At 69.0% G+C, this 25,008-nt stretch carries 22 protein-coding genes and 1 pseudogene; 15 read left to right on the top strand and 8 right to left on the bottom strand.

Annotated features, from left to right (window positions below):
- Positions 1–329: 329 nt before the first annotated feature.
- The 7 genes from Ssi02_RS38195 (at position 330) to Ssi02_RS38165 (ending at position 4,935) form a co-directional block, all read left to right on the top strand.
- Positions 330–740 (top strand): plasmid replication, integration and excision activator, encoded by a 411-nt coding sequence (locus Ssi02_RS38195; RefSeq protein ID WP_239130423.1) that lies wholly within the window; start codon positions 330–332, stop codon positions 738–740.
- Positions 737–1,018 (top strand): hypothetical protein, encoded by a 282-nt coding sequence (locus Ssi02_RS38190; RefSeq protein ID WP_204034188.1) that lies wholly within the window; start codon positions 737–739, stop codon positions 1,016–1,018. Before Ssi02_RS38195 ends, Ssi02_RS38190 begins: the two co-directional genes overlap by 4 nt.
- A 198-nt stretch (positions 1,019–1,216) precedes the next feature.
- Complete coding sequence (locus tag Ssi02_RS38185; RefSeq protein ID WP_275410809.1) at positions 1,217–2,581, top strand: FtsK/SpoIIIE domain-containing protein; 1,365 nt, start codon at positions 1,217–1,219, stop codon at positions 2,579–2,581.
- Complete coding sequence (locus tag Ssi02_RS38180) at positions 2,578–2,805, top strand: hypothetical protein (RefSeq protein ID WP_204034186.1); 228 nt, start codon at positions 2,578–2,580, stop codon at positions 2,803–2,805. The genes Ssi02_RS38185 and Ssi02_RS38180 overlap by 4 nt, the downstream gene beginning before the upstream one ends.
- On the top strand, positions 2,802–4,274 hold the full coding sequence (locus tag Ssi02_RS38175) for a replication initiator (protein ID WP_307825887.1): 1,473 nt from the start codon (positions 2,802–2,804) through the stop codon (positions 4,272–4,274). The genes Ssi02_RS38180 and Ssi02_RS38175 overlap by 4 nt, the downstream gene beginning before the upstream one ends.
- 26 nt (positions 4,275–4,300) lie before the next feature.
- Positions 4,301–4,540: a hypothetical protein gene (locus Ssi02_RS38170; protein WP_204034184.1), complete on the top strand. Its 240-nt coding sequence runs from the start codon at positions 4,301–4,303 to the stop codon at positions 4,538–4,540.
- A gap of 50 nt (positions 4,541–4,590) precedes the next feature.
- On the top strand, positions 4,591–4,935 hold the full coding sequence (locus tag Ssi02_RS38165; RefSeq protein WP_204034183.1) for a hypothetical protein: 345 nt from the start codon (positions 4,591–4,593) through the stop codon (positions 4,933–4,935).
- Between the two features lie 57 nt (positions 4,936–4,992).
- On the opposite strand, the gene Ssi02_RS38160 is transcribed toward Ssi02_RS38165, so the two are convergent.
- Together Ssi02_RS38160 and Ssi02_RS38155 are read right to left on the bottom strand one after the other, a co-directional pair.
- Positions 4,993–5,133 (bottom strand): hypothetical protein, encoded by a 141-nt coding sequence (locus Ssi02_RS38160; RefSeq protein ID WP_204034182.1) that lies wholly within the window; start codon positions 5,131–5,133, stop codon positions 4,993–4,995.
- A 78-nt stretch (positions 5,134–5,211) separates the two neighbouring features.
- Positions 5,212–6,843 (bottom strand): recombinase family protein, encoded by a 1,632-nt coding sequence (locus Ssi02_RS38155; protein WP_204034181.1) that lies wholly within the window; start codon positions 6,841–6,843, stop codon positions 5,212–5,214.
- Positions 6,844–6,911: 68 nt separating this feature from the next.
- On the opposite strand from Ssi02_RS38155, the pseudogene Ssi02_RS38150 reads away from it, so the two are divergent.
- Together Ssi02_RS38150 and Ssi02_RS38145 are read left to right on the top strand one after the other, a co-directional pair.
- Positions 6,912–7,766, top strand: a pseudogene (locus Ssi02_RS38150) (ATP-binding cassette domain-containing protein); the annotation flags it as partial.
- Positions 7,763–8,572 (top strand): ABC transporter permease, encoded by an 810-nt coding sequence (locus Ssi02_RS38145; RefSeq protein WP_204034180.1) that lies wholly within the window; start codon positions 7,763–7,765, stop codon positions 8,570–8,572. The pseudogene Ssi02_RS38150 and the gene Ssi02_RS38145, both read left to right, overlap by 4 nt.
- A gap of 168 nt (positions 8,573–8,740) precedes the next feature.
- Here the strand turns inward: Ssi02_RS38145 and Ssi02_RS38140 are convergent, their stop codons facing one another.
- Positions 8,741–12,139: an AfsR/SARP family transcriptional regulator gene (locus Ssi02_RS38140; protein ID WP_204034179.1), complete on the bottom strand. Its 3,399-nt coding sequence runs from the start codon at positions 12,137–12,139 to the stop codon at positions 8,741–8,743.
- 93 nt (positions 12,140–12,232) lie between these two features.
- On the opposite strand from Ssi02_RS38140, the gene Ssi02_RS38135 reads away from it, so the two are divergent.
- The 5 genes from Ssi02_RS38135 to Ssi02_RS38110 all read left to right on the top strand — a co-directional run bounded on the left by Ssi02_RS38135 (position 12,233) and on the right by Ssi02_RS38110 (position 19,348).
- A complete protein-coding gene (locus Ssi02_RS38135) occupies positions 12,233–12,832 on the top strand; it encodes a YbhB/YbcL family Raf kinase inhibitor-like protein (RefSeq protein WP_204034169.1) in 600 nt (199 codons plus the stop codon).
- 162 nt (positions 12,833–12,994) lie between these two features.
- Positions 12,995–14,659 carry a hypothetical protein gene (locus tag Ssi02_RS38130; RefSeq protein ID WP_204034164.1) on the top strand — a complete coding sequence of 555 codons (1,665 nt, stop codon included), beginning with the start codon at positions 12,995–12,997 and terminating at the stop codon, positions 14,657–14,659.
- A gap of 109 nt (positions 14,660–14,768) precedes the next feature.
- The gene (locus Ssi02_RS39185) at positions 14,769–17,159 is read left to right on the top strand and encodes a SulP family inorganic anion transporter (protein ID WP_239130422.1); all 2,391 of its coding nucleotides are present in this window, start codon (positions 14,769–14,771) and stop codon (positions 17,157–17,159) included.
- Positions 17,160–17,257: 98 nt separating this feature from the next.
- The gene (locus tag Ssi02_RS38115) at positions 17,258–18,274 is read left to right on the top strand and encodes an NAD-dependent epimerase/dehydratase family protein (RefSeq protein WP_204034159.1); all 1,017 of its coding nucleotides are present in this window, start codon (positions 17,258–17,260) and stop codon (positions 18,272–18,274) included.
- 684 nt (positions 18,275–18,958) lie between these two features.
- Positions 18,959–19,348 carry a hypothetical protein gene (locus Ssi02_RS38110; protein ID WP_204034143.1) on the top strand — a complete coding sequence of 130 codons (390 nt, stop codon included), beginning with the start codon at positions 18,959–18,961 and terminating at the stop codon, positions 19,346–19,348.
- A 187-nt stretch (positions 19,349–19,535) separates the two neighbouring features.
- On the opposite strand, the gene Ssi02_RS38105 is transcribed toward Ssi02_RS38110, so the two are convergent.
- Both Ssi02_RS38105 and Ssi02_RS38100 read right to left on the bottom strand, forming a co-directional pair.
- Complete coding sequence (locus Ssi02_RS38105; protein WP_204034141.1) at positions 19,536–20,531, bottom strand: lytic transglycosylase domain-containing protein; 996 nt, start codon at positions 20,529–20,531, stop codon at positions 19,536–19,538.
- 356 nt (positions 20,532–20,887) lie between these two features.
- Positions 20,888–21,175, bottom strand: a complete 288-nt coding sequence (locus Ssi02_RS38100) for a hypothetical protein (RefSeq protein ID WP_204034140.1) — start codon at positions 21,173–21,175, stop codon at positions 20,888–20,890.
- A gap of 113 nt (positions 21,176–21,288) precedes the next feature.
- Between Ssi02_RS38100 and Ssi02_RS38095 the strand changes: the two genes are divergently transcribed.
- The gene (locus Ssi02_RS38095; protein WP_204034138.1) at positions 21,289–21,738 is read left to right on the top strand and encodes a hypothetical protein; all 450 of its coding nucleotides are present in this window, start codon (positions 21,289–21,291) and stop codon (positions 21,736–21,738) included.
- Here Ssi02_RS38095 and Ssi02_RS38090 read toward each other — a convergent pair.
- The 3 genes from Ssi02_RS38090 to Ssi02_RS38080 all read right to left on the bottom strand — a co-directional run bounded on the left by Ssi02_RS38090 (position 21,731) and on the right by Ssi02_RS38080 (position 24,935).
- Positions 21,731–22,534 carry a phosphatidate cytidylyltransferase gene (locus tag Ssi02_RS38090; RefSeq protein WP_239130420.1) on the bottom strand — a complete coding sequence of 268 codons (804 nt, stop codon included), beginning with the start codon at positions 22,532–22,534 and terminating at the stop codon, positions 21,731–21,733. The genes Ssi02_RS38095 and Ssi02_RS38090 overlap by 8 nt on opposite strands.
- On the bottom strand, positions 22,531–24,252 hold the full coding sequence (locus tag Ssi02_RS38085; RefSeq protein WP_204034130.1) for a pyridoxal phosphate-dependent aminotransferase: 1,722 nt from the start codon (positions 24,250–24,252) through the stop codon (positions 22,531–22,533). The genes Ssi02_RS38090 and Ssi02_RS38085 overlap by 4 nt, the downstream gene beginning before the upstream one ends.
- A 296-nt stretch (positions 24,253–24,548) precedes the next feature.
- The gene (locus tag Ssi02_RS38080; protein WP_204034123.1) at positions 24,549–24,935 is read right to left on the bottom strand and encodes a hypothetical protein; all 387 of its coding nucleotides are present in this window, start codon (positions 24,933–24,935) and stop codon (positions 24,549–24,551) included.
- Between the last annotated feature and the right edge of the window lie 73 nt (positions 24,936–25,008).

The raw sequence follows: 25,008 nt of genomic DNA, 5'->3' as shown, positions 1-25,008 counted from the left end.
AAGGGGCCGCACGCGGCGGCGCGGAGCGCCGCCGCCTTGATACCTATAAGGGAATCACGACAGTTGGCATCGGCGACCGTGCGCCGTCCAGAACGCTTGGTGACCAGGCGTGTCGGGCGCGCGATATGCGCACGTCAAAGCGGACGGCCAGGGCTCATGAATCGGGAACGAATTCGTTCCGCATAACCGGCGGATAACGAATGATTTTTTAGCGGCTGGCGGGAACCGTGGTTCTGGAGTGTCCGTTGTGTCGTATGTACCCACCGAAGTTACTCGCAAGTAACATCAAGGAATCGGAGGTTTCGTTGGCGGTACAGGGTCCTTTCCCTGTGAGTCATCTGGCAATTTTCCCGTACGGCTGCTACGTGGTCGGCCCGGTTGTCCCGGTCGCCGACTTCGAGGCGTCGACAAAAGAGAAAAGCGTGCAGACCCGCGACAAGTTGAGCGGGCTGCCCGTGTGGGCGGTACCGGTCGTGGATGCCGATCCAGCGGCCAAGACGGCGTCCAAGGCCATCGCGGTGAAGATCGCATCGGCGGTGGAGCCGGTGATACCTGCTCCTCCGGAGCAGTGGGCGGCCCTTGGCCTGCCGTTCGTCCCGGTGGAGTTCGAGGGGCTGACGGTCACCCCGTATGTGGCTCAGCAGACGGGCAGGCTGGCCTACTCGGTGCGGGCGACGGGTATGCGGACGCCGCCCAATCCCGCTGGTCGCGGCGTCGCTCGGATGAAGGACGCCGGTTGAGCGAGGGTCGTTCGAGCGGGGGCCGTGAGGTGTTCTCGACGGCTGGCCTCTATGTCGGGTCCACTGGTGCGTCGGCGACGTGCCACATCTACGGCGACAAGCCTCCCTTGCTGTCGATGGGAGCGCGGGGGCTGTCGTGGCTGGTCGGTGTACGGGGCGGCGTCTCGGCCGGTCCGGCGGACATCGACGGCGCGGTGCGCTTCGCAAGTGAGCTTGCCTCCGCCGCGTGGGGATTTGAACTGGAACTGCGCCGCTACCGGCGCGATCTGACAATGTGACGGCTCGGGGGCCGTCGGGGCACGCGCTTGGGCGGCCCCCCTTTCCTCTCCCCTGTTTTCTCTTCTCCATCATTTAGTCGGGGCGGCCTGCCCTGAATCCCGTTCCTGCCTAGTCATCGGAGGGTGGCTTTTATCGTGCTGCGCAAATTGCCTGGCGCAGAGGTGCAAGGAGTCGTTTCGACCCGCCCGGATACGTCGGTGGTCTTCACACCGACCGTAATCCCCACGCCTGCGGTGGTGGTCATCGCCGCGAAACTGTGGGGGCTGGTCGCGGGGGTTGTCAGGGGTGCGGTGAGGCATCCGGTGTCGGTCGCGCTGGTGGCCGCGCTGGGGCTGGTGGCGTGGCTGCTGGGGTGGCGGGCTGCTGCGGGCGGTGTCCTGGGCGCGGGGGCGCTGCTGGGGGCGTGGGCGGGCTACCGTCCCGAATCGTTCATGCGGTGGGTCGGGTGGCAGGCGGTCGCGTGGTGGCGGTGGCTATGGGTGTACCGGCGGCACTGGGGCGCGGCGCTTGCGGTGTCCGGCCTGACACACGCGGTACGCGGCCGTACCTACGTCCCGGATCTGGTCCGCGTCAAGTCCGATGCGACCAACGACCGGGTGCATGTGAAACTGCTCGCCGGTCAGGAGGACGGCGCGTTCGCCGAGCGATCGGCGAACCTGGCGCACGCGTTCGGGGCGGTGTCGTGCCGGGTGGGCACTCCCCGGCCTGGCTGGGTGGTGCTGACCTTCCCCCGTCACGATCGGCTGGTGCGCCCGATCCCGGCACGGCCGATACCGCTGCTGCCTCGGGTGGACTCGGTGGACGTCGGCGTGACCGAGGACGGGCGGCCGTACCGTCTCCAGATCCACGGCACGCATGTGCTGCTGGCGGGGGCGACCGGTGCGGGCAAGGGAAGCTGGTTGTGGGGTGTGGTGCGGGGGCTGCTGCCTGCGGCGGCCAAGGGTGAGGCGCTGTTTTGGGCGTGCGACCCCAAGCGCATGGAGTTGAGCTACGGCCGTCCCCTGTTCGACCGGTACGCGGCCACCGGGGAGGAGTGCGCCGAGCTGCTTGAGGCGGCGGTGCGGGCGATGCAGGAGCGGGCCGACCGGTACGCGGGGCTGCGGCGCGACCACGTGCCCACGCCCGATGAGCCGCTCATTGTCGTGCTGGTCGATGAGCTGGCGTTCCTGTCCGCCTACCAGACGGATCGGAGCGTGAAGGCGCGGGTCGGCGCGGCGCTGGCAACGCTGCTGACCCAGGGCAGGGCGGTCGGCGTGAGCGTGGTGGCGGCCTTGCAGGACCCGCGTAAAGAGGTGGTCGGCATCCGCAACCTGTTCCCGCACAGGGTCGCGCTGCGGCTCGATGAGCCCGACCAGGTTGACCTGGTGCTGGGGGACGGGGCGCGCGACCGGGGCGCGGCGGCCGAACTGATCCCGCACGACCGGGTGCGCGGTGCGGGGATCGGATACGTGCGGGTGGAGACCTCGCCTGAGCCGGTCCGGGTCCGGGCGGGCCACGTGACCGATCAGGACATCCGGCACATGGTGCTGGCCTGGTCGCCCGACATCCGGGAGGCCGTGTGAGCGTCGAAGTGATCCTGTCGGGCCTGCGCTGCTCGGCGTGCGGGGCGGTCGGCGTGCTGGTGCTCGACGTGGTGCGGGGTGTCGCAGGGTGCCGGGCCTGCGGTCAGCGGGCGACGGTCTTCGGTCCGGAGGAGTTCGACGAGGAAGGGGAGGACGACGCCGAATGCCACGGCGGCAGCGAGACGGGCTGGGATCTGGACTCGGACGGGTGGGGGTCCGCTTGAGCGGGGCGGGCGCGTTGCGGGCGGCCGGTCTGCTCTCGGGACAGGTGGCCGAACTCCTGGCCGATCGGTACGGGGTGTGCCTGCACCCCATCCCCATGCGGCGCAAGGACGCCTCGGGTGCTGTGGAGCTGGTGAACATCCGCTGCGGGTCGGTCCTTGAGGCCAAGTGCGGCCCGTGCGCCCGGCGCGCCCGGTCGCTGCGGGTGCAGCAGTGCCGGGAGGGGTGGTACGCCGAGCAGGAGCCCCCGGCCCGTGAGCGCCGCGCCCCTGACGGTGTTCTCGCAGGTCAAGCCGATGCCGGCGTGGGGTCGGCGGGGGAGCTTGGGCAAGGGGCTGCGGGGCGGCGCAGCAGGTCTACCCGGCGGCGGGTGGACATGCCGGACCTGCCCCGCCGGTCCCGGGTTCCAGGGACGCTGGGGCGGGTGTATGTGTCCCCGGACGGCAAGCGCTTCCGCCCGTCGATGTTCATCACGGTGACGCTCCCGGGCTACGGGCCGGTGCAGCGCGGTACCGGTGTGCCGGTCGACCCGTCCACCTACGACTACGTGCGGGCCGTGCGCGATAGCGTGCACTTCTCAGGGCTGGTCGATCGGCTGGTGCGCAACCTGAGGCGGGTCGCGGGCTACGACCTTCAGTACTTCGGGGTGATCGAGCCGCAACGGCGCGGCGCGCCTCACCTGCACCTGGCGGTGCGGGGCACGATGGCGCGGGCTGAGGTGCGGGCGGTGGTGGCGGCCACCTACCACCACGTGTGGTGGCCCTCCACCGAACGGGTGGGGTACCGGGGGGATCGGCTTCCGGTGTGGGTGTCCTCGGCGGGGGGCTACTGCGATCCGGTGACCGGTGAGGTGCTGCCCACCTGGGGTGAGTCGCTGGATGCCCTCGGCGAGGAGGCCGACCCTTTCCACGTGGCGCGGTTCGGCACCCAGATGGATGTGCGGGGGCTGCTCGGCGGCGAGGAGTCCGACCGGGCCGTACGGTATCTCACCAAGTACCTCACCAAGTCCCTGGGCGGGCAGATGTCGGCAGACGCGGGCACAGGTCGGCGGGCGGCGCATGTGGCACGCCTGGTGGCGGCGCTTGAGTTCGAGCCGTGCTCGCCCTCATGTGCGAACTGGTTGCGGTACGGGGTGCAGCCCAAGGACGCGCGGGCGGGGCTGGTGCCGGGGCTGTGCCGGGGGCGGGCGCACCAGGCCGCCCATCTGGGCTACAGCGGTCGCAGGGTGCGGGTGTCGCGGCGCTGGTCGGGCAAGACCGTCGCCGATCACGCGGCCGACAGGCGGGCGTGGGTGCTGGCCACTCTCGGGGTGGATGCGGCGGCGGCCGGTGAGGGGGCGGTGTGGGTGCGGGTGCCTGCGGGTGATGCGTCCCTGCCTCCCCGGGCTGTGCGGCTGCTGCGTGAGGTGGCCTCTGTTCAAGAGCGGCGGGCGCGTCTTGAGGTCCGTGCAGGTCGGTCCGGTTCGGTCTGAAAGGTAGGTGTGCGGTGGAGGAATGGATGATCTGGGGCCTGATCGTCGGGTTCCCGATGGGCATGGCGATGCTGGTCGAGTACATCGACGGCAAGAGGAGGAAGGCGTATCGGAAGGCCCTGCGTCGGCGGCGCGGGTGGGTGGTCGCCCAGAGGCATGCCATCCCCAAGGGAGAGCGCGCGGTGTACTGGGAGCACCCCGTCATAGATCACCGTGACCTGCGCGGCCGTGTTGAGGCGGACACGTTGCCGGGGTGGCTGAGGTAAGCGGCCCAGAGCGAACACGTAGTCGATCGATACAAGTCCCGGAGGATTCGATGAACACACTGGTGATCGTGGGCGTGGCTGTCGTTGTGGCGGCGTTGCTGCTGAAAGCGGTGGGCGGACCGCTGCTGGCTAGGTGGGTCGACTGGCGCAACCGCGAAGAGGTACTGATGGGCACCCGGCCGGATACCCCCAGCGTCACCCCCGGCTGGGTCGACTGGGAACGGATGCACGGGCCGTGGGAGGTGATCGCCGCTGAGGCGGCACGGCGGTCCCTGCTCGGCGGGGTGGTGGAGGTGTATGTCATATCCGCACGGGGTCAATACGCCTGGACGTGGAAGGACGGTCAGATACTCGACCGGACGGTCAAGGGTCTTGGACAGTGGGGCGGCAAGTAGGCGGGTGAACTGAGCATCGCCGCGAGCATTCAAGCCGATCGTCGTACCGGCGGCCGTCTACGCGGGACCGGTTACCGTCTCACCGAGGATGACCGGGCGTGGATCGTCCGGACGGCGGCGGAACTGGAGCCGCTGACCGAGGACGAACGCGAGTTCCTGGCGCTGATGTTCACCCGACACCGCCGCACGCGACGACATACCTAGGACACCAGAACCGCCAAGACGGCAGAACGCCTTCCTCCACACTCGGGGGAAGGCGTTCTGCCGTCGCGGGGTTCAGGCGCTCTTGAGGGGCCTCTCCAACCGGATGCGGTCCCTCGCCGGTACCCGACGCCCCCGACCTATCGGCAGAACGGTGATGGGCAACAGGCGGCGAACGATCTCGCGCTGCTCGCCAAGCGTCAAGTCCATCCATGCCGCCTCGATGTCCTCGGCGTCAACGAGCTTGATCGCGGGGTTGTACTCCTCGGCGGCCTCGTCAATCTTGGCCTGTGCCGCCTCGATCTTGGCGCGGCGCTTCTTGGTGCGGGTGAGCATCTGAGCACGGTCGATGATGTCGTCTTCGTAGTCGGCTGCGATCTCCTCCAGCCGGACGCGGTGGACCTTGATCTCAGCCCGCAACGCCGCCACGTCGATTTCTGCGGTAGGCGTGCCGATGATGTCGGCGGGGTCGCTGGTACGGATCAGTTCGAAGAGCAGGCCCTTAGCCAGGGCATCCAACTCGTCCATGGAGATCGTGACGTGTCCGCTGTCATTCTGATGGCACCGGTAGATCCGCTCCTCGACGGGGGTCGTCTCCCCCGTGCGGCGGTCCTTGAGCTTGCGCTTTTTGTTCTGCACCCTCAGCGCATCACCGCACTCGCATCGCCAGATGCATGAGCCAAGCCACCGTGCAACGGTGCCTGCCTGGCTGTTGGTACGCCGATCGGGATCGGTGAGCTTCCCGACCAGTGCCCAATACTTCTCAGGTTCCACAATCGGATCGTCTGTGAACGACCCCACGACGTCGTCTTTTGTGTAGTACTTCCTGCCGCGCACGCCTTTGCGGTGCACGGTCAACCCGGCGTTGCACGGACGCAGCAACATGTCGCGCGCTGCCTCACCGGTCCATTGACCTCCATCGGGCCTGGTGATTCCGGCGCGGCGCAGATCGCGAGCGATCTCCTTCATGGCCACATCGCCAAGCGCGGCGTCGGTGCAATCGGCTATCGTCTTCGCCTCAGCCGGGCGCACGGTGCGGCCGTCATCTTCAAATCCGAAGCGGCGGGTACCCCCACCTCCGAAGCGGCCTTCCTCCGCTTGCTGCTGGCGGGCGCGGGAGACTCGCCGCGCGGTGTCCCGGCTGGCCTGGTTGGCAATCGCGCAGTGGATGCGGGCTGAGGTGATATCCGAATCCGTCGCCAGTCGGAGACTGCCGCCCCATGAGTCCACGACGATGCGGGGCTTGCTCGCCTCTACGACGTCGATCAGGTCTTCAAGGTCCCTCGGGTCGCGCACCATGCGGTCAAGGTGGTACACGAGGCAGTAGCGCAGATCGCCCCTGGCGAGGAGGCTTAGCGCCTTGCGGAACTGGGGGCGGACGGTCCGCAACTGGTGGTCGCCGTTCGGAAGCTTGATCTTGCGGCGTTTGAAGGCGCTCGTGTCGTTCTCCACCAAGACGGCGCGCACACGCAGATCACGGCTGACTGCCATCTTGCACATGTCGGTGACCTGGCGGGCCACGCCGTTGACGTCCTGTTCGTCGGCGTCGGAGATCCGCGCGATGATAATGGTGTCGGTGTCGGCAAGGTCATAGGCGGTCCATTGGTCGCCTGCGGGGTTCCATCGACCCGCAGTGCCGCCGATGGTCATTTCGCCGCCGTTCAGGATGGCGTCCTTGATGATCTGAGTGTTCAGACCGTCTGCCACGGTTCCGCTCCTTTGGCTGTTTTCCCTGCTTACAGGCACAATTCTACCAAAAGAAGTGTTGTAATCTAGGTGTCGGGAAGACGACCGCGGTCAGGATCCTGGCCACCTTGATCCGGCCCGACGCGGGCCGGGCAGCCGTAGGCGGGTTCGACGTCGTGCGCGACGCCCACCAGGTGCGGTCGCTGATCGGCCTGACCGGGCAGTACGCGGGCGTCGACGAGTCGCTCACCGGCGTCGAGAACCTCGTCATGATCGGCCGCCTGCTCGACCTGCCCCGCCGCGACGCCAAGGAGCGGGCCCGGGAGCTGCTGCGCCGGTTCGAGCTGGAGGACGCGGGGGACCGCGCCGCCAAGACCTACTCCGGCGGCATGCGCCGCCGACTCGACCTGGCCGCGAGCCTCGTGGGCCGCCCCCAGGTGCTCTTCCTCGACGAGCCGACGACAGGGCTCGACCCGCGCAGCCGTACCGAACTGTGGGGGGTCGTGCGCGGCCTGATGGCGGAGGGGGTGACGGTGCTGCTGACCACTCAATATCTGGAGGAGGCCGACCAGCTCGCCGACGACATCGTGGTCTTCGACCACGGCCAGGTGATCGCCTCCGGCACCCCCGACCAGCTCAAGTCCACCACCGGGGCGCAGATCCTGGAGATCAAACCGGCCGATCCCGCCCGGGTGGACCTCGTGGCACAGGTGGTGGCCGACGTCGTCGGCACCTGGCCCGACGTCTCGGCCGACCAGGTGCACGTGCAGGTGAAGGACCCCTCCGTGGTGCCCGCGATCGTGCGGCTGCTCGACGAGCTGGGGGTGATCGCCGCGGAGCTGATTCTGCGCAAGTCGAGCCTCGACGAGGTCTTCCTGACCCTCACGGGCGGCCAGGCCGACACCGATGTGAAGAAGACCGATGTGAAGAAGGTGATCGCATGACCACCGTGGCCGAGCACCGCCCGAAGGCCGTGACCAGGCGGGTCGGTCCCGCGTCCACCGTGCGCCACAGCATGACCTTGACATGGCGCAGCCTGGTGCAGATCAAGCACAACCCCTTCGAACTGATCGAGCTGAGCATCCAGCCGCTCATGATGCTGCTGCTCTTCGTCTATGTGTTCGGCGGTGCCATCGCCGGCAACACGACGGACTACATCCAGTTCGCCCTGCCCGGCATCATCGCGCAGAACGCCCTGATCGCCACCATCGGCACGGCCATCGCCCTCAACACCGACGTCACCAAGGGCGTGTTCGACCGGTTGCGCAGCCTGCCCATCGCACGCACGGCGCCGCTCGCCGGGCGCATCATCGCCGACTCCGCCAAGCAGATGTGGTCGGTGCTGCTGTTCATTGTGCTCGGACTTGTCCTGGGGTTCCGCGTCGGCGGCGGGATCGCGGGTGTGCTCGGCACGTTCGCGCTGCTCTTGGTCTTCACCTTGGCGATGTCGTGGATGGCGGTGCTGGTCGGGCTGACGGCCAAGGATCCGGAGAAGGTGCAGATGTTCGCGTTCTCGTTCCTTATGCCGCTGACCTTCACGAGTAACGCCTTCGTACCTTCTGAGACGATGCCGGGCTGGCTCCGGGTGTGGGTCGAGATCAACCCGGTGACGCAGCTCGCGGACGCCGCACGCGGCATGCTGGTCGGCGGCGAGGTCGCCGGGCCTGTCGTCAACTCGCTGCTGTGGGCGGCCGGAGCGGTGATCGTGTTCGCGCCGCTGGCGGTCCGCGCCTTCCGCCTCAGGGCGTGAGCCCCGGCGTCCGGGCGGCGTGCGCATTCCCGGCGTCGCCGGCCGGGGGGCACGTCCGCCCCTGCGAGGCGGCGACACGAACCCACGTCCGCTCATACGTGGCGGGAGTCCGGCCGGGCTTCCGCCGTACGGTCACCCGAGGCCGTAAGGTCACCCGAGGCCATACGGTCACCCGAGCAGGGCGACGACCTCCTCGCGGGTCAGCGCCCTGCCGCGTTCGAGGCAGCGGGTGAACTCCTCGGGCCCGAGCGCGGCCCGCGCGCCGCGGTCGGCGCGCACGTGGTCGTAGTCGACCACCGTGTCGAAGCCGCGAACCCCTACCGCGCCGCCCAGCAGGACCGCCGCCCGTTCCGGCTCGCCACCCGCGAGCGCCAGGACCGCGTAGCCGATCAGGACGAGGGAGAGGACCGGTCTGTTCTCGCCGTCGCGAGGGCACCGGAGCGCCTCCCCGAGGAGCAGCCCGGCCCGCGCCACGTCTCCCCGCTGCTCGGCGAGCATCGCGAGCGAGGTGTTGATCCACGTCCTCGCCTCCTCCGCACCGAGCGGCGAGTTCTCAAGGCACAGCAGCGCCTCGGCGTAGTGCCGCTCGGCGCCGGCCAGTTCCCCCTCCTCCCGGGCGAAGTCGCCCCGGATGGCGAATACCAGCGCGGCCGCCGCGCCCTCCCGCTCCCTCTCCCCCACGCGGATGGCATGAACGGTCTGGCTGAGGAGCTCCCTCGCAGCATCCCGCTCGCCGTTATGCCAGAGCGATGTGGCTAGACGAGTGAACAGCAGCAGGGAGTGCGTCTCCTCCAGGCCGCCGAACTCCTCGATCGCGGCGATGGCCGCCCGGGCCCGATCGACGGACTCCGCCGGCCTGTTCTGCGCATGACTCAGCTCGGCCAGCGCCGACAGACAGGTCGACACACCCCATCGGTCGCCGAGCCGCTCGAAGCCGGCGTGCGCGGCCAGGAGGCTCTCCTCGCAGGCGACGATGTCCCCGGCGGCGAGCATGAACATCCCCTTGAGCGTCGACGCCCACGCGCGCACCCACGGATCCGGCCAGACGATCAGGCGGTCGAGACGCGAAGGGTTCGCGTGCATGTCACCTGCGAGCAGCATCCAGGTGGCCTCGGCCAGCGCCGCCTGGACGCCCGGCGGACCGTCGAGCGCGGCATTGAGCTCCTGAATCTCCCGTATCGCGTCGCCGACCGCCTCGGCTGTCATATCGGTGTCGCGGAAACTCGTCCCGCAGACCGTCCAGGCCGCCAGCCGCAACTCCGGGGCGGCGCCCGCTCCCACACGCAGCGCCTCCTCGCTGCGCGCGAACGCCTCCCTGCGGTGCCCGGCCAGACACCAATACCACCCGAGGGCGCCGACCAGGCGCAGCGCCACTTCCCCTTCGCCGGAGTCGATCGCCCGGCGGAGAGCGGCGGAGGTGTTGTCGTGCTCGGCCGACAGCAGCCGGAGCGTGTCGAGTTGCCCGCGGCCACGCAGCCGAGGCTCGGCCTCCTCGGCCACGCCGAGGAAGTGCCGGGCGTGCGCGAGCCGGACCCGCTCCCGCTCGCCCGCCTCGGTAAGCCGCTCCTCTGCATAAGCACGGACGGTTTCCAGCATCGTGTAGCGCGTCGCCTCAGCCTCGCCGCTCTGGACGGCGGCGGCCACCAGCGACTTGTCCACCAGCCGGGCCAGGGTGTCCAGCACGTCGGCGGGGTCGAGCCCCTCGCCCGCGCACACGCGTTCCGCGGCGGCGAGCGTCGCCCCGCCCGCGAACACCGACAACCGCCGGGCGAGCACCCGCTCCCGCTCGTCGAGCAGCGCCCAACTCCACTCGACCACCGCGTGAAGCGTCTGGTGCCTGGGCAGTGCCGTACGGCTACCGCCGGTCAGAAGCCGGAACCTGTCGTCGAGCCGGTCGGCGAGCGCGTCGGGCGACAGGGTGCGCAGCCGGGCGGCGGCGAGTTCGATCGCGAGAGGCATGCCGTCGAGTTCGCGGCAGATGCGGGCGACCGCGCGAATGTTGCCGGCGACCGAGAAGCCCGGCAGTGCGGCGGCGGCTCTGTCGGCGAACAGCCGTACGGCGGAAGCTGACATCGCCGTGTCCGGATCGGCGCCCGCCGGGGGCACCTTTAGCGGGGTCACCGGCCAGAGGACCTCGCCGGTGATGCCGAGCGGTTCCCTGGTGGTGGCCAGCACGCGGACATTGGGGCACTCGGCGAGCAGGCGGTCGACGACGATGGCTGCGGATTCGACCACATGTTCGCAATTGTCGACTATGATCAGCAGGTGCCTGCCCGCCAGCCCTCCGACCAGCCTCGTCAGCGCGTCACACGATCTCGGGAGCTCGGAGCCGGCGAGGACCGAGTGGATGATCACCGGCCGCAGCCCGAGCGCGGCGGAGAGGGCCTCGGCCACCTCGTCCACATCGGCGCTGCCCGGCACACCGGCGAGCTCGGCCATCCACACCCCGCCGGGCATACGATCGGCCGCGACCTCGGCGGTCCGTACCGCGAGGCTGCTCTTGCCCGCGCCTCCCGGGCCCAGCAGCGAGACCAGGCGGTGTCCCTCCAGCAGCCGGTCCACCTGGGTGACGTCGCGCTCTCTCCCGACGAAGCTGGTCAGCCGGGCACGCAGGTTGCCGCGCCGAACCTGGCCGCCGGCCGGTCCCTGCACGGGTGTCGCCTCCGCGGTGCTCCCCGCCGGCACGCCTCCATTGGCGGAGCTCGCACGGTCGACGTCACCACCCGGCTCTCCCCGGCCATCGCCAACGCCGTCACCGGTGAGGCTGTTGTGCTCGTGCCATTCGCCTCTGAGCATGGCGACGTGGAGGGTGGACAGGCGGGGCGAGGGGTCGGCGCCGAGGCGGTCGGCGAAGTCCGCGCGGGCCTCCTCGTAGGCGGCGAGGGCCTCGACGTGGCGGCCCATGCCGTACAGCGCTCGCATGAGCTGGGCGCGCAGCGGCTCGTGCAAGGGGTGCGTGGCCGTGAGGCGGCGCAGGTCGGCGAGGGTCTCGCCGGGGCGGCCGAGGCGCAGTGCCGCCTCGGCGCGGTTCTCTTCTGCGGCAAGGCGCAGTGCGTCGAGGTGGGCGAGTTCTGTGGCGGCGAAGTCGCCGCCGGCGAGGTCGGGGAGGGCGGGGCCGCGCCAGAGGGCGAGTGCGCGGCCGAGGGTCTCGAAGGCGCGAGCCGGGTCGCCCCCGGCGAGTGCCCTGCTGCCGTCCGCCGTGAGCCGGGCGAAGCGGTGGAGGTCGACCTGCTCAGGCGCGACGGCGAGGCGATATCCGCTGGGTTCGCCGACGATGAGTTTGGACGCGGACTTCCTGTGTCCGGCCGGGCCCGGAGCGGCGAAGGTGTTTCTCAGGCGGGAGATCAGGGCCTGGAGGGCGTTGCCGGCGTTCGCCGGGGGGTTGCCGCCCCACACCCCTTCTATGAGGGAGGTGAGCGGAACCGTCTCCCCGGCGTCGAGCAGGAGGATCGTGAGCAGAGCGCGGAGCCGCCGGCCGCCGACTTCCACGGGCTCGCCGCCTCGCCGTACATCAAGGGAGCCGAGCACGGAGAAGCAGGTCTCCGAGTGCACGCTCGCCCAGTCCATCCCTAGATTCTGTCGGATTCTGGGCGAATTCTGCGCCACCGAACCAGCGGAACGGGTCAGCACAGCGTTCGAATCCGCGTAGCATCATCGGGCATGGGGCAGCCAACGACCTTCTCACCCGCGCGCCGGGCCGCGTTTGTCGCGGCGGTGACGGCGCTCGGTGTCGGGCTGTCCGGCTGCGGGATTCTCGGCAAGAGCAATTCGGACACCGTGACCATGCCAGAGTTCGTGGTCTCCAGTCCGCAGATCCGAAACGGCGGATCCCTGCCGGCCGGATATTCGTGTTCCGGCAACCAGGGCAACCCTCCTATCCGCTGGTCCCGTGTGCCGCCGGAGACCAAGTCGATCGCCATCGTCGTCGACGACAGTGCCGTGGAGAGCTCCCAGGTTCACTGGGTTCTCTACGACATCGACCCAGGCACCACCGAGGTGCCGGAGAACATCACCGAGAGCCCCCCCGAGGGGGTCACACAGGCTCACAACAGCCGGGGCACACCGACATACCAGCCCCCGTGCAACCCGCAGGGCACCTATCGGTTCAGCGTCTACGCACTGCGCAAAAAGGTCGTCGACGGGTCGGAGAGCGCCCCCCTCGCCCTCGACGACGCCCTCAAGCGCATCGCGTCGCAGACCATCGCCCGCGGCCGCCTCACCGCGGTGAACATCGCGTCACCCGGCGAGCACCGGAGGTAGTCATGGTTACCGAATCTTCACATAGGGTGTGACAACGCTCATAGTGGTCCGACACAATCAGTTCCATTCGCTGAGCGCAGGTGTACTAAGGGGGCAGGTCGCGTTGATGGCCGCGCGATCTCACCGGCGCCGCTGGAAGGCCATGGCCTTGAGGGTGGTGCAATGACCGCGGTCATACTGAGCCTCGTCGCCGTCGTGCTCCTCGTGCTCGTCGTCGTGGCACTGGGCATGCGGTCGATGAACCGCCGTGAAAGCGCTCTCCCCCCGGAACGGCTGAAAGAGATGGCCGAGAAGGAGGAGACCAAGAAGAGCAGGTCGACCGACCAGTTCGCCGCGTCCGAGCCGCGCATGGACAAGTTCACGCCGGACTTCAGCCCGATAGAGACGCCGCGCATCCGGCCGACGGTGCCGCGCATAAGCGCGCCTCGCGGCAAACGCGGGCTGGACGAGTTCGGCGCCTCCATCGACTACGACGAGGAATACTGGGACCGCGTCAAGGCGGACGAGGGCGGCTTCGGCGGCTCGATCGCCCCCAGGGTGGGCGCCCCCCGTCCGCTCGAGGACGAGGACGACCCCGAGAAGACCATGATCTCGCCCACATCTGCCGACGCGGTCACCATGCAGGCCCCGTTGCCCAAGCTCGACCGCGGGCAGGGCCTGGCCGACCTGGTCGAGCAGCCCCTCGCGGCCCCCACGCCCACTCCTCGCCAGGACCCCACGCCCACCTCTCCCCCGCTGCCCAAGCCGGCGACCTCCGCCGCGGCGCTGGCCGAGCAGAAGACGATGACCTTCGCGGCTCCGACGCCCGAGGCTCTCGCCCAGCACGCGCCCTCCCCCCGCGACCGTTCCGCCGCGGGCCAGCCGCCCGCCACACCGGCCGCTCCGCCCGCCGCTCCCGGGGCACCCGGCGCACCCGCCGCGGGCTCGCCCGGGCGCCGGGCCGGCGGGCGAGGCGCAAGCCGTACCGGCTCCCGTGCTCCCGGCAGGAGTGGCCGCGCGGCGGCCCGGCAGCCCGAGGCGCCGCCCGGCGACCCGCTGACCGGCGGCGCACGCCCCGGCGGGCCCGGCAGGGGCGCCGTCCCGCCCGCACAGTCCGGTTCCACACAGTCCGGTTCCGCGCAGTCCGCTTTCACACCCGCCGCTTTCACACCAGCGGCCGACGCCGGGCAGGGAGCACCCCCCCGGGGCACCTATCCGAGCGGCGCGCCCGTCCACACCGGGCCCGACTCCACCGACGCCACCTGGCCGCGCACCGGCTCCTATCCCCCCAACCCCACGTGGTCCGGTTCGCCCGACATCTTCGACGACCAGCGCGCGACCACCGACAATCCACTCTCGACGCCGGTCGAGGTCCCCGCGCCGCAGCAGCCACCATCGGGGGCGGCGCATTCCGTCGCGGCCTCGTGGCCGGCGATCCAGCGGGCACACGCCGCCGCGCGGGAGCAGGCTTATCCGCAGAGCTACGAGGTGAGCTCCGGCTGGGCCAGGATCGAGGACGACGCCATCACCGGCCCCTCCCCCGCGGTGTCCGCGCAGACCGGTCCCGCCCGCGCGGTCTCCCCGCGCACGAACCCCCCCGGCGGGCCCGGCGGCGCGAGCGGCCACGGCCGCCCTGGCGCGGCCGAACCCGCGGGTGGTCCATCCGGCCCCGGGGGCGGCGCCCCCGGCCGGGAGCAGCAGCCTGCGGCGCACTCCTGGCCGTCTTTCGGCGACGTCTACGGCACACCTCCGGGCGATGCGGCCACCCCCGGTGACAACGGCCGCCGCCGGGGTTCACGCGGCAATCACCGGGCGCCCGATCCGGACTATCCCGACTACTACCGCTGATCTTCCCCTTTCCCCAGGAGCGACGCTCTACGCGTGTGTCCTCCCGACTTAGGCAAAGCTCTGCCGCAGATGCTTAAGCGTGGAGGACACACGCCGTAAGGTTCGCTCCATGAGCACGGATACACTGAGTGACGGGGCGAGCACCCCCAGTCGTCTGAGGTCCGTGCTCCGGCACGACCTGCCCGCCTCCCTTGTGGTCTTTCTCGTCGCCATCCCGCTCTCCCTCGGCATCGCGGTGGCCTCGGGAGCCCCCCTCGCTGCCGGGCTCATCGCAGCGGTCGTGGGCGGGGTGGTCGCGGGCGCGCTCGGCGGCTCCGCCGTCCAGGTCAGCGGACCGGCGGCGGGTCTCGCGCTGGTGGTCGCCGACCTGGTGCACACTTACGGCTGGCGCGCGACCTGCATGATCACGCTCCTGGCGGGGGTGGCGCAGCTTCTCCTCGGGTTGAGCAAGGTGGCGCGGGCGGCGCTCGCGGTCTCCCCCGCCGTCGTCCACGGCACACTCACCGGCGTGGGCGTCACGATCGCACTGGCCCAGCTGCACGTGGTGCTGGGCGGCAGCCCGCAACATTCCGCGCTGGCCAACCTGATCGAGCTGCCCGCGCAGCTCCTCGCCAACCACAGCCACGCCGTCGCCGCCGGGCTGCTGACGATCACGGTGCTCGTGGTGTGGACCCGGCTGCCGCGCCGGCTGCGCTCCGTCCCGGCGCCGCTGGTCGCGCTCGCCACCACCGCCGCCGCGGCGGCGGCCCTGTCGTGGGACGTCACCCACGTCGACCTCACGGTGAGCCCGTCGACGTGGGTTTCGCCGTTCTGGCCGAAGGGCGACTGGCACGGCATCGTCGCGGCAGTGCTGCTCGTCGCGCTGCTCTCCGGCATCGAGTCGCTCCTGTGCTCGGTCGGTGTGGACAAGCTGCACAGCGGACCCAAATCCGACCTCGACCGGGTGCTGACCGGTCAGGGCGTGGCCAACATCGTCACTGGCGCGCTCGGCGGGCTGCCCGTCGCGGGCGTCGTCGTGCGCAGCACCGCCAATGTGACCGCGGGCGCCAAGAGCAAGTGGTCGACCGTCATGCACGGGTGCTGGGTGCTGGCGTTCACGTTCGGTTTCGCGTGGACCATCCGCTATATCCCGATGGAGGCGCTCGCCGCGCTGCTGGTGTTCATCGGCGTGCAGATGGTCAACCTCGGCCACGTGCGCAACCTGCGCGGGCACGGTGAGGTTCCGGTTTATCTGGTGACCGCGGCGGGCGTGGTGTTCGTCGGGCTCGCCGAGGGCGCGATGCTCGGCGTCGGGCTCGCCGCGCTGCTCGCCCTGCGCCGCCTCACCTGGGTCACCGTGGACGTCGGCGCCGAGCCGTCAGGCCGGTGGCACGTGCTCATCGGCGGCTCGCTGACCTTCCTCGGGGTGCCGCGGCTCACCGCCGAGTTGAACTCGGTGCCGCCCGGCGTGCCGGTCGACCTCGACCTCAACATCGACTTCATGGACAACGCGGCCTTCGAGGCGTTGCACACGTGGCGGCTCGCCCACGAGGGCACGGGCGGCACGGTCGACATCGACGAGCTGCACGACGAGTGGTACTCGCTGGCGGCCAAAGGCGCGCGGGTCTTCCCGGCCAAGACACCACCGTCGATCCCGGACCGGTGGTGGTTGCCGTGGGCCTATCGGCGTCGGCGCCTCGTCACGCAGGGCCGTGTGGCGGCGCTCACCCACCACGCTCGCGGCAGGAGGCGGCGGGCCGGGGCGGGAGACACGGCCCCGGCGCCTTGCGGGGACTCGGTGTCGTGGGGGGAGCCGGCTTCGTGCGGGGACCCGGTCTCCTGCGGGGACTCGGCCTCGTGCGGGGAGTCGGCGTCGTGGGGGGCTATACCGGAATTGGTGGCCGGGGCCCGTGAGTTCCATCGTCACACCGCGCCGCTTGTGCGGCCCATCCTCACCCGGATGGCGCGCAAGCAGGAGCCGTCGCACCTTTTCATCACCTGTGCGGACTCTCGGGTGGTGCCCAGTCTGATCACCGCGAGCGGCCCCGGCGATCTGTTCACCGTGCGCAACATCGGCAACCTCGTGCCCCGGCACGAGGCGGCGCCCCCCGACGACTCGGTGGTGGCGGCGGTCGAATACGCGACGCGGGTGCTCGGGGTGCGCACGATCACGGTGTGCGGTCACTCGGGGTGCGGCGCTATGGCGGCACTGCTGAGCGGCTCGGTCGACGCCGACGATCTGCCGGGGCTGCGGCGCTGGCTGGAGCACGGGAACCACAGCCTGGCCCGCTACATCGCGACCGCAGGCGAAGGGGACGAGGAGGGCGGGCCGCTCGACCGGTTGTGCCGGGTCAATGTGATCCAGCAACTGGCCAACCTTCGCACCCACCCCGGGGTGGAGGAGCTGGTGCGTGCTGAGCGCTTGGAGCTGGTCGGGATCTACTTCGACATCGCCCAGGCACGGGTGCACATCCTCGGCCAGCCCGACCCCACACCACCGGCCGACCTCCGGGTGAGCTGAGACGCGCGGGCTCGGACCTGAGAGTGAGCTGAGAGAGAGGCTCCGCTGTCGGTGAAACACTCTCGCGCAGAACATTCATCCAGACAAAGAATGCGGCCATGAAAACATTGATCATCGGAGGTTCGGTCTTCCTCGGCCGGGCGATCGTGACAGAGGCACTGCGGCGCGGGCATGAGGTGACGACGTTCAACCGCGGGCGCACCGGAGTGGATCAGCCGGGTGTCGAGGCGGTGCGGGGCGACCGCGGTGAGCGCGCCGACCTTGAGCGGCTGGTGGACGGCAGGCAGTGGGACACCGTCATCGACGTGTGCGGCTATGTCCCGAAGGTTGTGGCCGAGTCCGCTCAGGTGCTCAACGGCCATGCCGCGCACTACACCTACATCTCCACCCTCTCCGTCTACGCCGACTGGCCCGCTCAGCAGACCGATGAGAACGGCCGCCTCCACGAGTGCGACGCCGACGCCGGCCCGGAGGCCGGGGACTACGGGGTGCTCAAGGCCGGCACAGAACGCGCCGTCGAGAAATACTTCGACGGCCCCCGCCTCATCCTCCGCCCCGGGCTGATCCTCGGCCCGCACGAGGACGTCGGCCGCCAGCCCTGGTGGCTCACCCGCATCGCCCGAGGCGGCCAGGTGCTCGCCCCCGGATCCCCCGACTCCCCCATGCAGATGATCGACGCTCGCGACCTCGCCGTTTTCACCGTGGCTCAGGCGGAGAAGCAGGCGGACGACCGTTTCATCACCACCGGCCCCACCGGTGTGCCGACCTTCGGCGAGTGGCTCAATCTCATGAGGTCGGCGACCGGCTCGGACGCCGAACTGGTGTGGGTCGACGACGAGTTCCTGCTGGCCCAGGGAGCTGTGCCGTACACCGAGTTGCCCATGTGGATGCCGCCGGCGGCGGACTTCGCCTGGCTCTACTCGATCGACTCCGCCAAGGCGCTGGCCGCGGGCCTGCCCTCACGGCCGGTGGCCGAGACCGTCAATGACACGTGGGAGTGGTTGCGCCACATCCCCGAGGCCGAGCGCCGTTTCGGACCGGCCGACATGCCGATTCGACACGGCATGGACGCCGAGAAGGAGGCCGCGATCCTGGCCGCCTGGGCCGCGCGCTGACCGACGCCGCGGCTAGACCGCGGCAGCACCTCCGCCTGCGCCGCCACCCCGCAGGCGGTCTCGCCGCCCGGCCTGACCGGCTTCACATGGGAACGGACTCTTACCGACCCCCGCTTTCCCATAAATCCCAACATGCACGGGGAACCGTACGGCATGAGCCGTCTAGTGGGTTTTCCATGCTTAGTGGCGGTATTTCCACGCTTACTCATACGGCTCTCTGCGACCGCCGGGGAGCCGCACGCCTCCTGAGCTGCATGCCTCCTGAGCCGCACAGGACACCGCGCCCCGAAGTCCGAAAGCGCATTTTTACGAAAGAACCGTTTTAGCGGGAACACTGAGGCTCTTCCGACCTGCGGAAAGCCGGGGATTTTCTCCAGCGCGTGGAATCGGGAAAAGATGAGTTGTTCTCTGTGTACTTATACGCTGAACTCTTCGCTCTCAAGGAATTATCTTCGCTCTTGCCCAGCGTGGTGCAAGCCCCCGCGTCCATGCCGGGCTCGGTCCAACCTTGCCCGGGACCGATCGGGGTGGAGGTAGTCCGCGGCTCCTCCACCCCCTACCCCTTTACAACGTAGATCACGAATCGGACATTTTCCTCGATCGCCTGATGGATGGTGATTAGGGAGTTGACTTCTCCGCGAACCAAGGACGGGGGAGGCTCGCGCGGTTACGTATTCCGGCAAGATGGCCACACTGGTGGCGGCGGCTTCGGCGGCAGGGGTGGAGCAGCTTGACCTGGGGCGTGTGCCTTCGGCCGGGTTCCTTGGGGCCCGGGACAACCGGCTCGACGAGCCGGAGGCCGCCGCCCGGATCGCGCAGGTGCTGTCGGGGGGTGCACATCGGCTGACTTATCTGGATCTGCGGCACACGGGGATGACGAGCAGGGGGGCGCTGCATCTTCTGGCGGGGGCTCAGCGTGCTGTCATACCCACGAAGTACACCTTGGGGGGTGGGATCGCCTCACGGGTGAAGCGGGAACTCAACGCTTTGGCGGCGGTTGTGCCGCCCGCCGTGCCACATCCCGAGGTCGCGGCGGTCCTCAGCGTTCACCGTACTTCTCCCGGGTCCGCGTAGACGCTCGCCCGGGTCCGCATAGGCGGTCCGCCCGGGTCCGCGTAGACGCTCGTCCGGATCCGCGTAGGCGATCCCCGAGTCCGCATAGGCGGTCGCCCGGGTCCGCATAGGCGATCCCCGGATCCGCGTAGGCGGTCGCTCTTCGCCCCCTCTCCCTTCGCGAAACGGCCGGTCTTGGCCTTGGCGTTTAGGGACCTGAGAGGCGGCGGTCGCCTTGGGTGGTGACCACGTAGACCTGCCAGTTGTAGTAGGCGTAGAAGTTTCTGATGTCCTGCTTGATCTGGCGGGCGTGGAGTTGGACCGCGTTGACGTAGCGGTAGGAGTGGTTGTAGGCCCACAGGGCCCGGCGATAGTTGCGAGGGGCACCGGAGGCGCGGAGGTAGTTGGCCGCGGCGAAAATGGCGTCCTGGGTGTCGTGGACGTTGCCGCCCATGCCGTAGGCCTCCCAGGTCCTCGGCATGAACTGCATGGGGCCCTTCGCGCCGGTGTGGCTTGGTGAGCGCACTCGGCCGAACTTCGTCTCCACGAACATCACCGACGCCAGCACCTCCCAATCGACACCGAACTTCCGCTCGGCGCGGCGGAAGTGGCGGAGCAGGACATCGGCCGGCTCGGCGCCCTCGACGCGGAACTTCGCCGTGCCCTTGATGGGGCGGACGAGGGACAACAGGTCCACGATGGCCGTCACGTTGTCCCGAGCCTGCGCGGCCAGGGCCTTCGGGAGTTTGGGATAGGTGCGGGAGGCGACTGACTGGTTGCGGGCCATGAAGCGGTAGATGCGCTGCTGGTGGAGGGTCAGCAACACCACGGGCTCCGGAGGCTGCCCCTTCGCTCCGGTTTTGCCGCTCTCCCGCCAGTCGTCGATGGCGTCCTGCAGGGAGGCGCTCGTGTTGGACAGGGCACGGGCCAGCTTCGCCGGATCTTTCGGGATCGCGACATCGGGGTCGGGCAACGCCGGCGCGTCCGCGGCGGGTGCCGGAGTGGGGGTCGTGGCCGTTTTGCTCGCCATGTGCGAGTTGGCCAGCTGGGGGTCGCCGGACTTGGGGTCGCCGGGTTGCGGGTTCGCTGACTGGCCCGTGGCCGGCCTGGTGGGCTGTGCCTGGTCCGCGGCCCCCGAGGACGCGATGCCCTGAGCACCGCAGCCGGAGATCGCCACGGTCAGGCCGATGAGCGGAGCAATCATCCGCGACCGCTTGTCATTCCCCGGCATGTGCATCGCCTGGCCCCCTCCGTCGATCCTGCAACACCCGCCCCAACGTACCGGAGGGACGACCCCGTGGACCGCCTTCCCGTGGGATGGCCACGGGGGTGTCGCACGCCGTGCCGTGTCAGCCTTCCTGTGGAATGACCGCCGTGTCGTGCGCCGCGATGCTTATGCCGGTTTCGTAGTGGATTTAGGGTGAGGACCCGGCTCGCCTGCGCTTTGCCGTACCGCATGCATGCCACCCGAAGCGGAGGAGGACGCGTAAGTCCTTGACTTCGGCACGGGAATGACGACACCAGGGGATATTTCCGGAAGGTCGCTCCCCTGCCGCAAGTTCAGGATGAGATTCGGCAGCCCGACGCCGAGAGGTAGCCGTTCCATGAGAACGCCGACCGGCATCTGTAGGTGCCCGCGGCGGAACCCGACACGATGTGGATCACGACGTCGACGAAGCCACTGCCGTCACAAGGGTTGGCGGTGAGGTGATAGCCGTCGGGCTCCAGCGTGCGGGTGCCGGAGAAACAGGTGTGGGAGCCTGCCGCCTGCGCAGGTGAGGCCGGAAGCAGGGGGCTGATCAGAACTGCCGTCGCGGCTGCGACCACGAGCTGTTTTGCGAGCTTCATAGTGATCTCCCACATTTGCCCACAACGCCACTCCCGAGCTTCGCACAGGATCGCCTCACTGTCACGGAGGCCCCCGATGATCGATCTAAGTCGCTCTACACGACAATGCCGTAATGCCGGTGACCGAATTTGTGGGAGTGACGCAGGACAGCCATCTTGGCGTCAACTATAAGAATGGGCTGTACGAGTTTCGGACCGATGTGGATGCCCCCGTCTACCTTCATGACACCACCTTCCACGGCCTGACCTACCAGCCTGGCAGGCCATGCACGATGACGATGGAATTCGACTACCTCCCGGGCTGGATTCCCGGTGCGCTGTCCCCAACTCCTGTCGTGCACTTTCTCTTTGAGGATGTCCAGCTCGTCGAGTGGCTGGAGGACCAAGAAGGGCACGACTGTGTGGCCGCTCATCCCGACGCTCACCCGGGGCAGGTTGATCTCTTCGACTGGGACGGCACCGACTACTTCTGTTTGATTACCTTCACGCTGACACTGACCTTTCACGCGCGGCGAGTTGTGGTCACCGTACGCCCGTTGCGGTCGGCCGAAACCGTTAGCTGAGGAGCAGGGCCAAGGCGAGGGTGATGAGGAGGGAGTCGACCCGGTCCAGCAGGCCGCCTGCGCCCGCCAGCCAGGAGGCCGAGTCTTTGACGTCGGCGCCTCGTTTGACCATGGACTCCAGCAGATCGCCCAAAGGAGCGCCTACCGCCACGGCCAGTGCCAACGCCGGGGTGAACGCGCCTAGGAGGGCCAATACCCCCAGGCCTGCGGCGGCGCCGGTCAGGGTGCCGCTCCAATGCTTGGCGGGTGACAGGGGTGACAGGCGCGGGCCGCCCAGCAGCCGGCCGCCGAACGAGGCGGCGATGTCGGCGACCGATACCGCGACGAACAGCACCAGGACGACCGGGCCTAGCAGTACTACCGCGATCAACGGTGCGAACCAGACGACACCGAGGACACTTCGGGTGAGCCTGGTCAATCCATTGGTCGTGTCGCCGCTGAGCAGGGGGACCATGGCGACGGCGAGGACGGCGATCGCGAGCACGCGGGGCAGTTGAGCGGGGGCCAGCCAGGCGGTGAGCGGTGAGGCGGCCACGGCTATGGCGAGCACCACACGGTCAGGCCGGGGCAGACCGGCCAGCTTGCCGTACTCGGCGACGCACGCCACGCCCACCGCGGCGGCTAGAGCCGCGGTGGGGGCGGGGCCCGCATAGAGGGCAGCGACGACAATCGGTACGGCTACCGCCCAGGCACACCAGCGCAGCATGTACTCGCGGCGCCGTGACAGGGCGGCGGCGATGCCGCCGATGGCGAGTGCGGCTGCGATGTAGGGAATCTGGGCGCTTATGCCGGTCACACGGGATTCCGCAGGTCGCGGAGTGTTTCGGTGACGGTCGTGGCTATGCGGGTGTTGGCTGCGGCGTCGCGCACCGCGATGCGTATCGTCCTGCCTTCGAACGCAGGTGAGAGTGGCGACAGGTCGCGGAGGAAAACACCTTGGCTGCGGCATTCGCCGACCACACGGGCGGCGCTCGGGCCGCCGCTGGGCAGGGTGAGCAGGAGGAAGTTGGCGACCGACTCCTGGATGTACACGTCCTCGGTGGTGAGGGCTTGGGCTAGTTCGGCGCGCAGGGTCCTGGTCTGGGCCCAATGGTGGGCATAGTGGGCGGGGTCGCGGAGTGCGTGCACTGCGGCGATCTGGGCGGGCAGACTCAGGCCCCAGGGCGGGGTCCAGCGCCTCAGCTCGGTCACGATGGGCTGGGGTCCTGTGAGGTAGGCGGCTCGCAGGCCCGACAGTGCGTACATCTTGGACATGGAGCTGCACACGATGGTGTTGTGGGTGGTCGCCGCGTATTGCTCCAATGTCTGCCCTGGACCGGCATAACCGTTATATGCCTCGTCGATCCAGAATCGGGTTTTGGCCGGAGCGTTTTCCAGCACCTCACGTAGGTCGCGGGCGTCGAGGGGCACTCCGGTGGGATTGTTGGGATTGACGATGACCACGAGGTCGTAGCCTTCGGCCAATGCCTCCTGGAAACGGGTGAGGTCGATGCGCCACCCGTCCGCGCGCCGGAGCGTGAACCGGTCGGCCCGGCAGCCGATCACCCGCTCGACGACATGGGCGTATTCCCCGTAGGAGGGGTCGATCAGGAGCACTCTGGAGGAGGGGTTCAACCAGCCGCGGAAGGCGCGGAAGATGAGATCGGACGAACCAGCTCCTACGGCGACAGCCTCGGCGGGCAGGTCCCGGCGGCCGGCGAGCTCCTCGATCAGGCCGTCGGGCTGGGCCGGCGGAGAGGTGCGTGCGAGCCAATGTCCGTGGGTGTCCAGGGCCTCGATGACACCCGGGGCGGGCGGAAACCAAGCGTCGAGCACATCGGCGGGCACGACATCGGCGTGCGTCTCCAGGGTGTCGAACCGCCGTCCCAGTGCGCCGATCGAACGTCCCCCGTGGTCGCACGCGGTCGTGACCGGGATGAACGGTGTCTCCAGGGTCCAGCTGATCTCCGGCTCCACGCCGCGTAACACCGGGCCGTGGTCGCGGAGCGTCTGATCGGTCAGGTCGGCCACCGGGCCGGTCAGCAGTTCGAAGGTGACGGCTCCCGCGTGCACTGCCGTACCTGTCGAGGTCATACCTAAGGAAAGGTACATGGGGAGGAGTTCGGCGCGGCCGAGGGCGATGAGGGTGCGGCCTCCGTGTGCCATTACCCAGCGCAGCGCCGCGTACATCAATAGTTTTCCGGTCATCGCACCGCGGTTGTCCGGGGCGACGGTCAGGATGCGGATTTCGAAGAGGCCGTCTTCGTTGAGGATGGGGTGGTCTTCGCGGCGGAGATATTTGTCGATTGAATAGCGTTCGCTCCACGGGGGTGTCACGCTGACGAACCCGATCGGTTGCTCTCCGTGAGCCGCGACAATGTAAACGTTGGTTTCGTCGAGTTCGTCGCTTAAGCGTTCGGCTTCGTTGGGGGTGTGCTGGCCGAGTTCACGGGCGTAGACCTCGTGGCGGAGGCGGTAGATCCAGTCTCGGTCGGCGGGTGTTCCGAGGCGTAGCTCTAGTTTTTCGGTGGCCATACCGTGATCCTCTATGCTCCATCGCCTTGCCGCGCACTGCCCTCCCATCCGCCATACGTGCGGCAGGGTATCCCGAATCGGGCTTGTAACGTTGGGCGTTATGCAGATATAAGGCGATATTCAGTCGTCTGGGGCCGACGAAATGGCTTACGGTGAAAAGCATACTTAATCTAGAATACTGTCAGCGTAGAAGCAGTAACAGGAAGCACACGAAACCGCGTCAGCTCACCCCTCCCACGACGGCCTTACCCGCTCGTGCCGCCGCGGCGTAGAACGATCCGAGATTCTCGAAGCCCTCATAGGCGCCGTCCACCCTTTCCCGCCGAACGGTGGTGAACGCCCCAGCCCTCCCCCATCAGGCCGTGCGCGATCGCCACCACCTGGCCGGGGTCGAGAAGGAAACCGGGGCCATAACCGAATTCAGTTCCCACCACGTCGTTCTCACCGTCCTCACCGGTCGCCGCCGCAAGCCAGGGGTAGAACGTTTTCCATCGCGCCGACTTGTGCTCGGCCTCCGCTCTGCCTTCCGCGACCGCGCTCAATATTCGATAGTCGGCGCTGAATCCGGCGGTTGTCTGCCCGGGGGCAAAAAGAATCGTTCCGATCACGCTGGGATCGGCCTTTACGGATTGCAGCAGTGCGACTTCGATCTTCGCCAGGTTCAGCCTCATCGACACGTTCACGAATCGTAGCCGCGTTCCTCCCGGAACGGGGCGGCGCCCGTGGCCCGACCCAGGCCACGGGCGCCGCCCGTGC

The organism is Sinosporangium siamense (genome assembly GCF_016863435.1).
GTDB lineage: Bacteria > Actinomycetota > Actinomycetes > Streptosporangiales > Streptosporangiaceae > Sinosporangium > Sinosporangium siamense.
The sequence above is the reverse complement of the archived record's forward strand: the minus strand, read 5'-3'. Positions and strand labels throughout refer to the sequence as shown.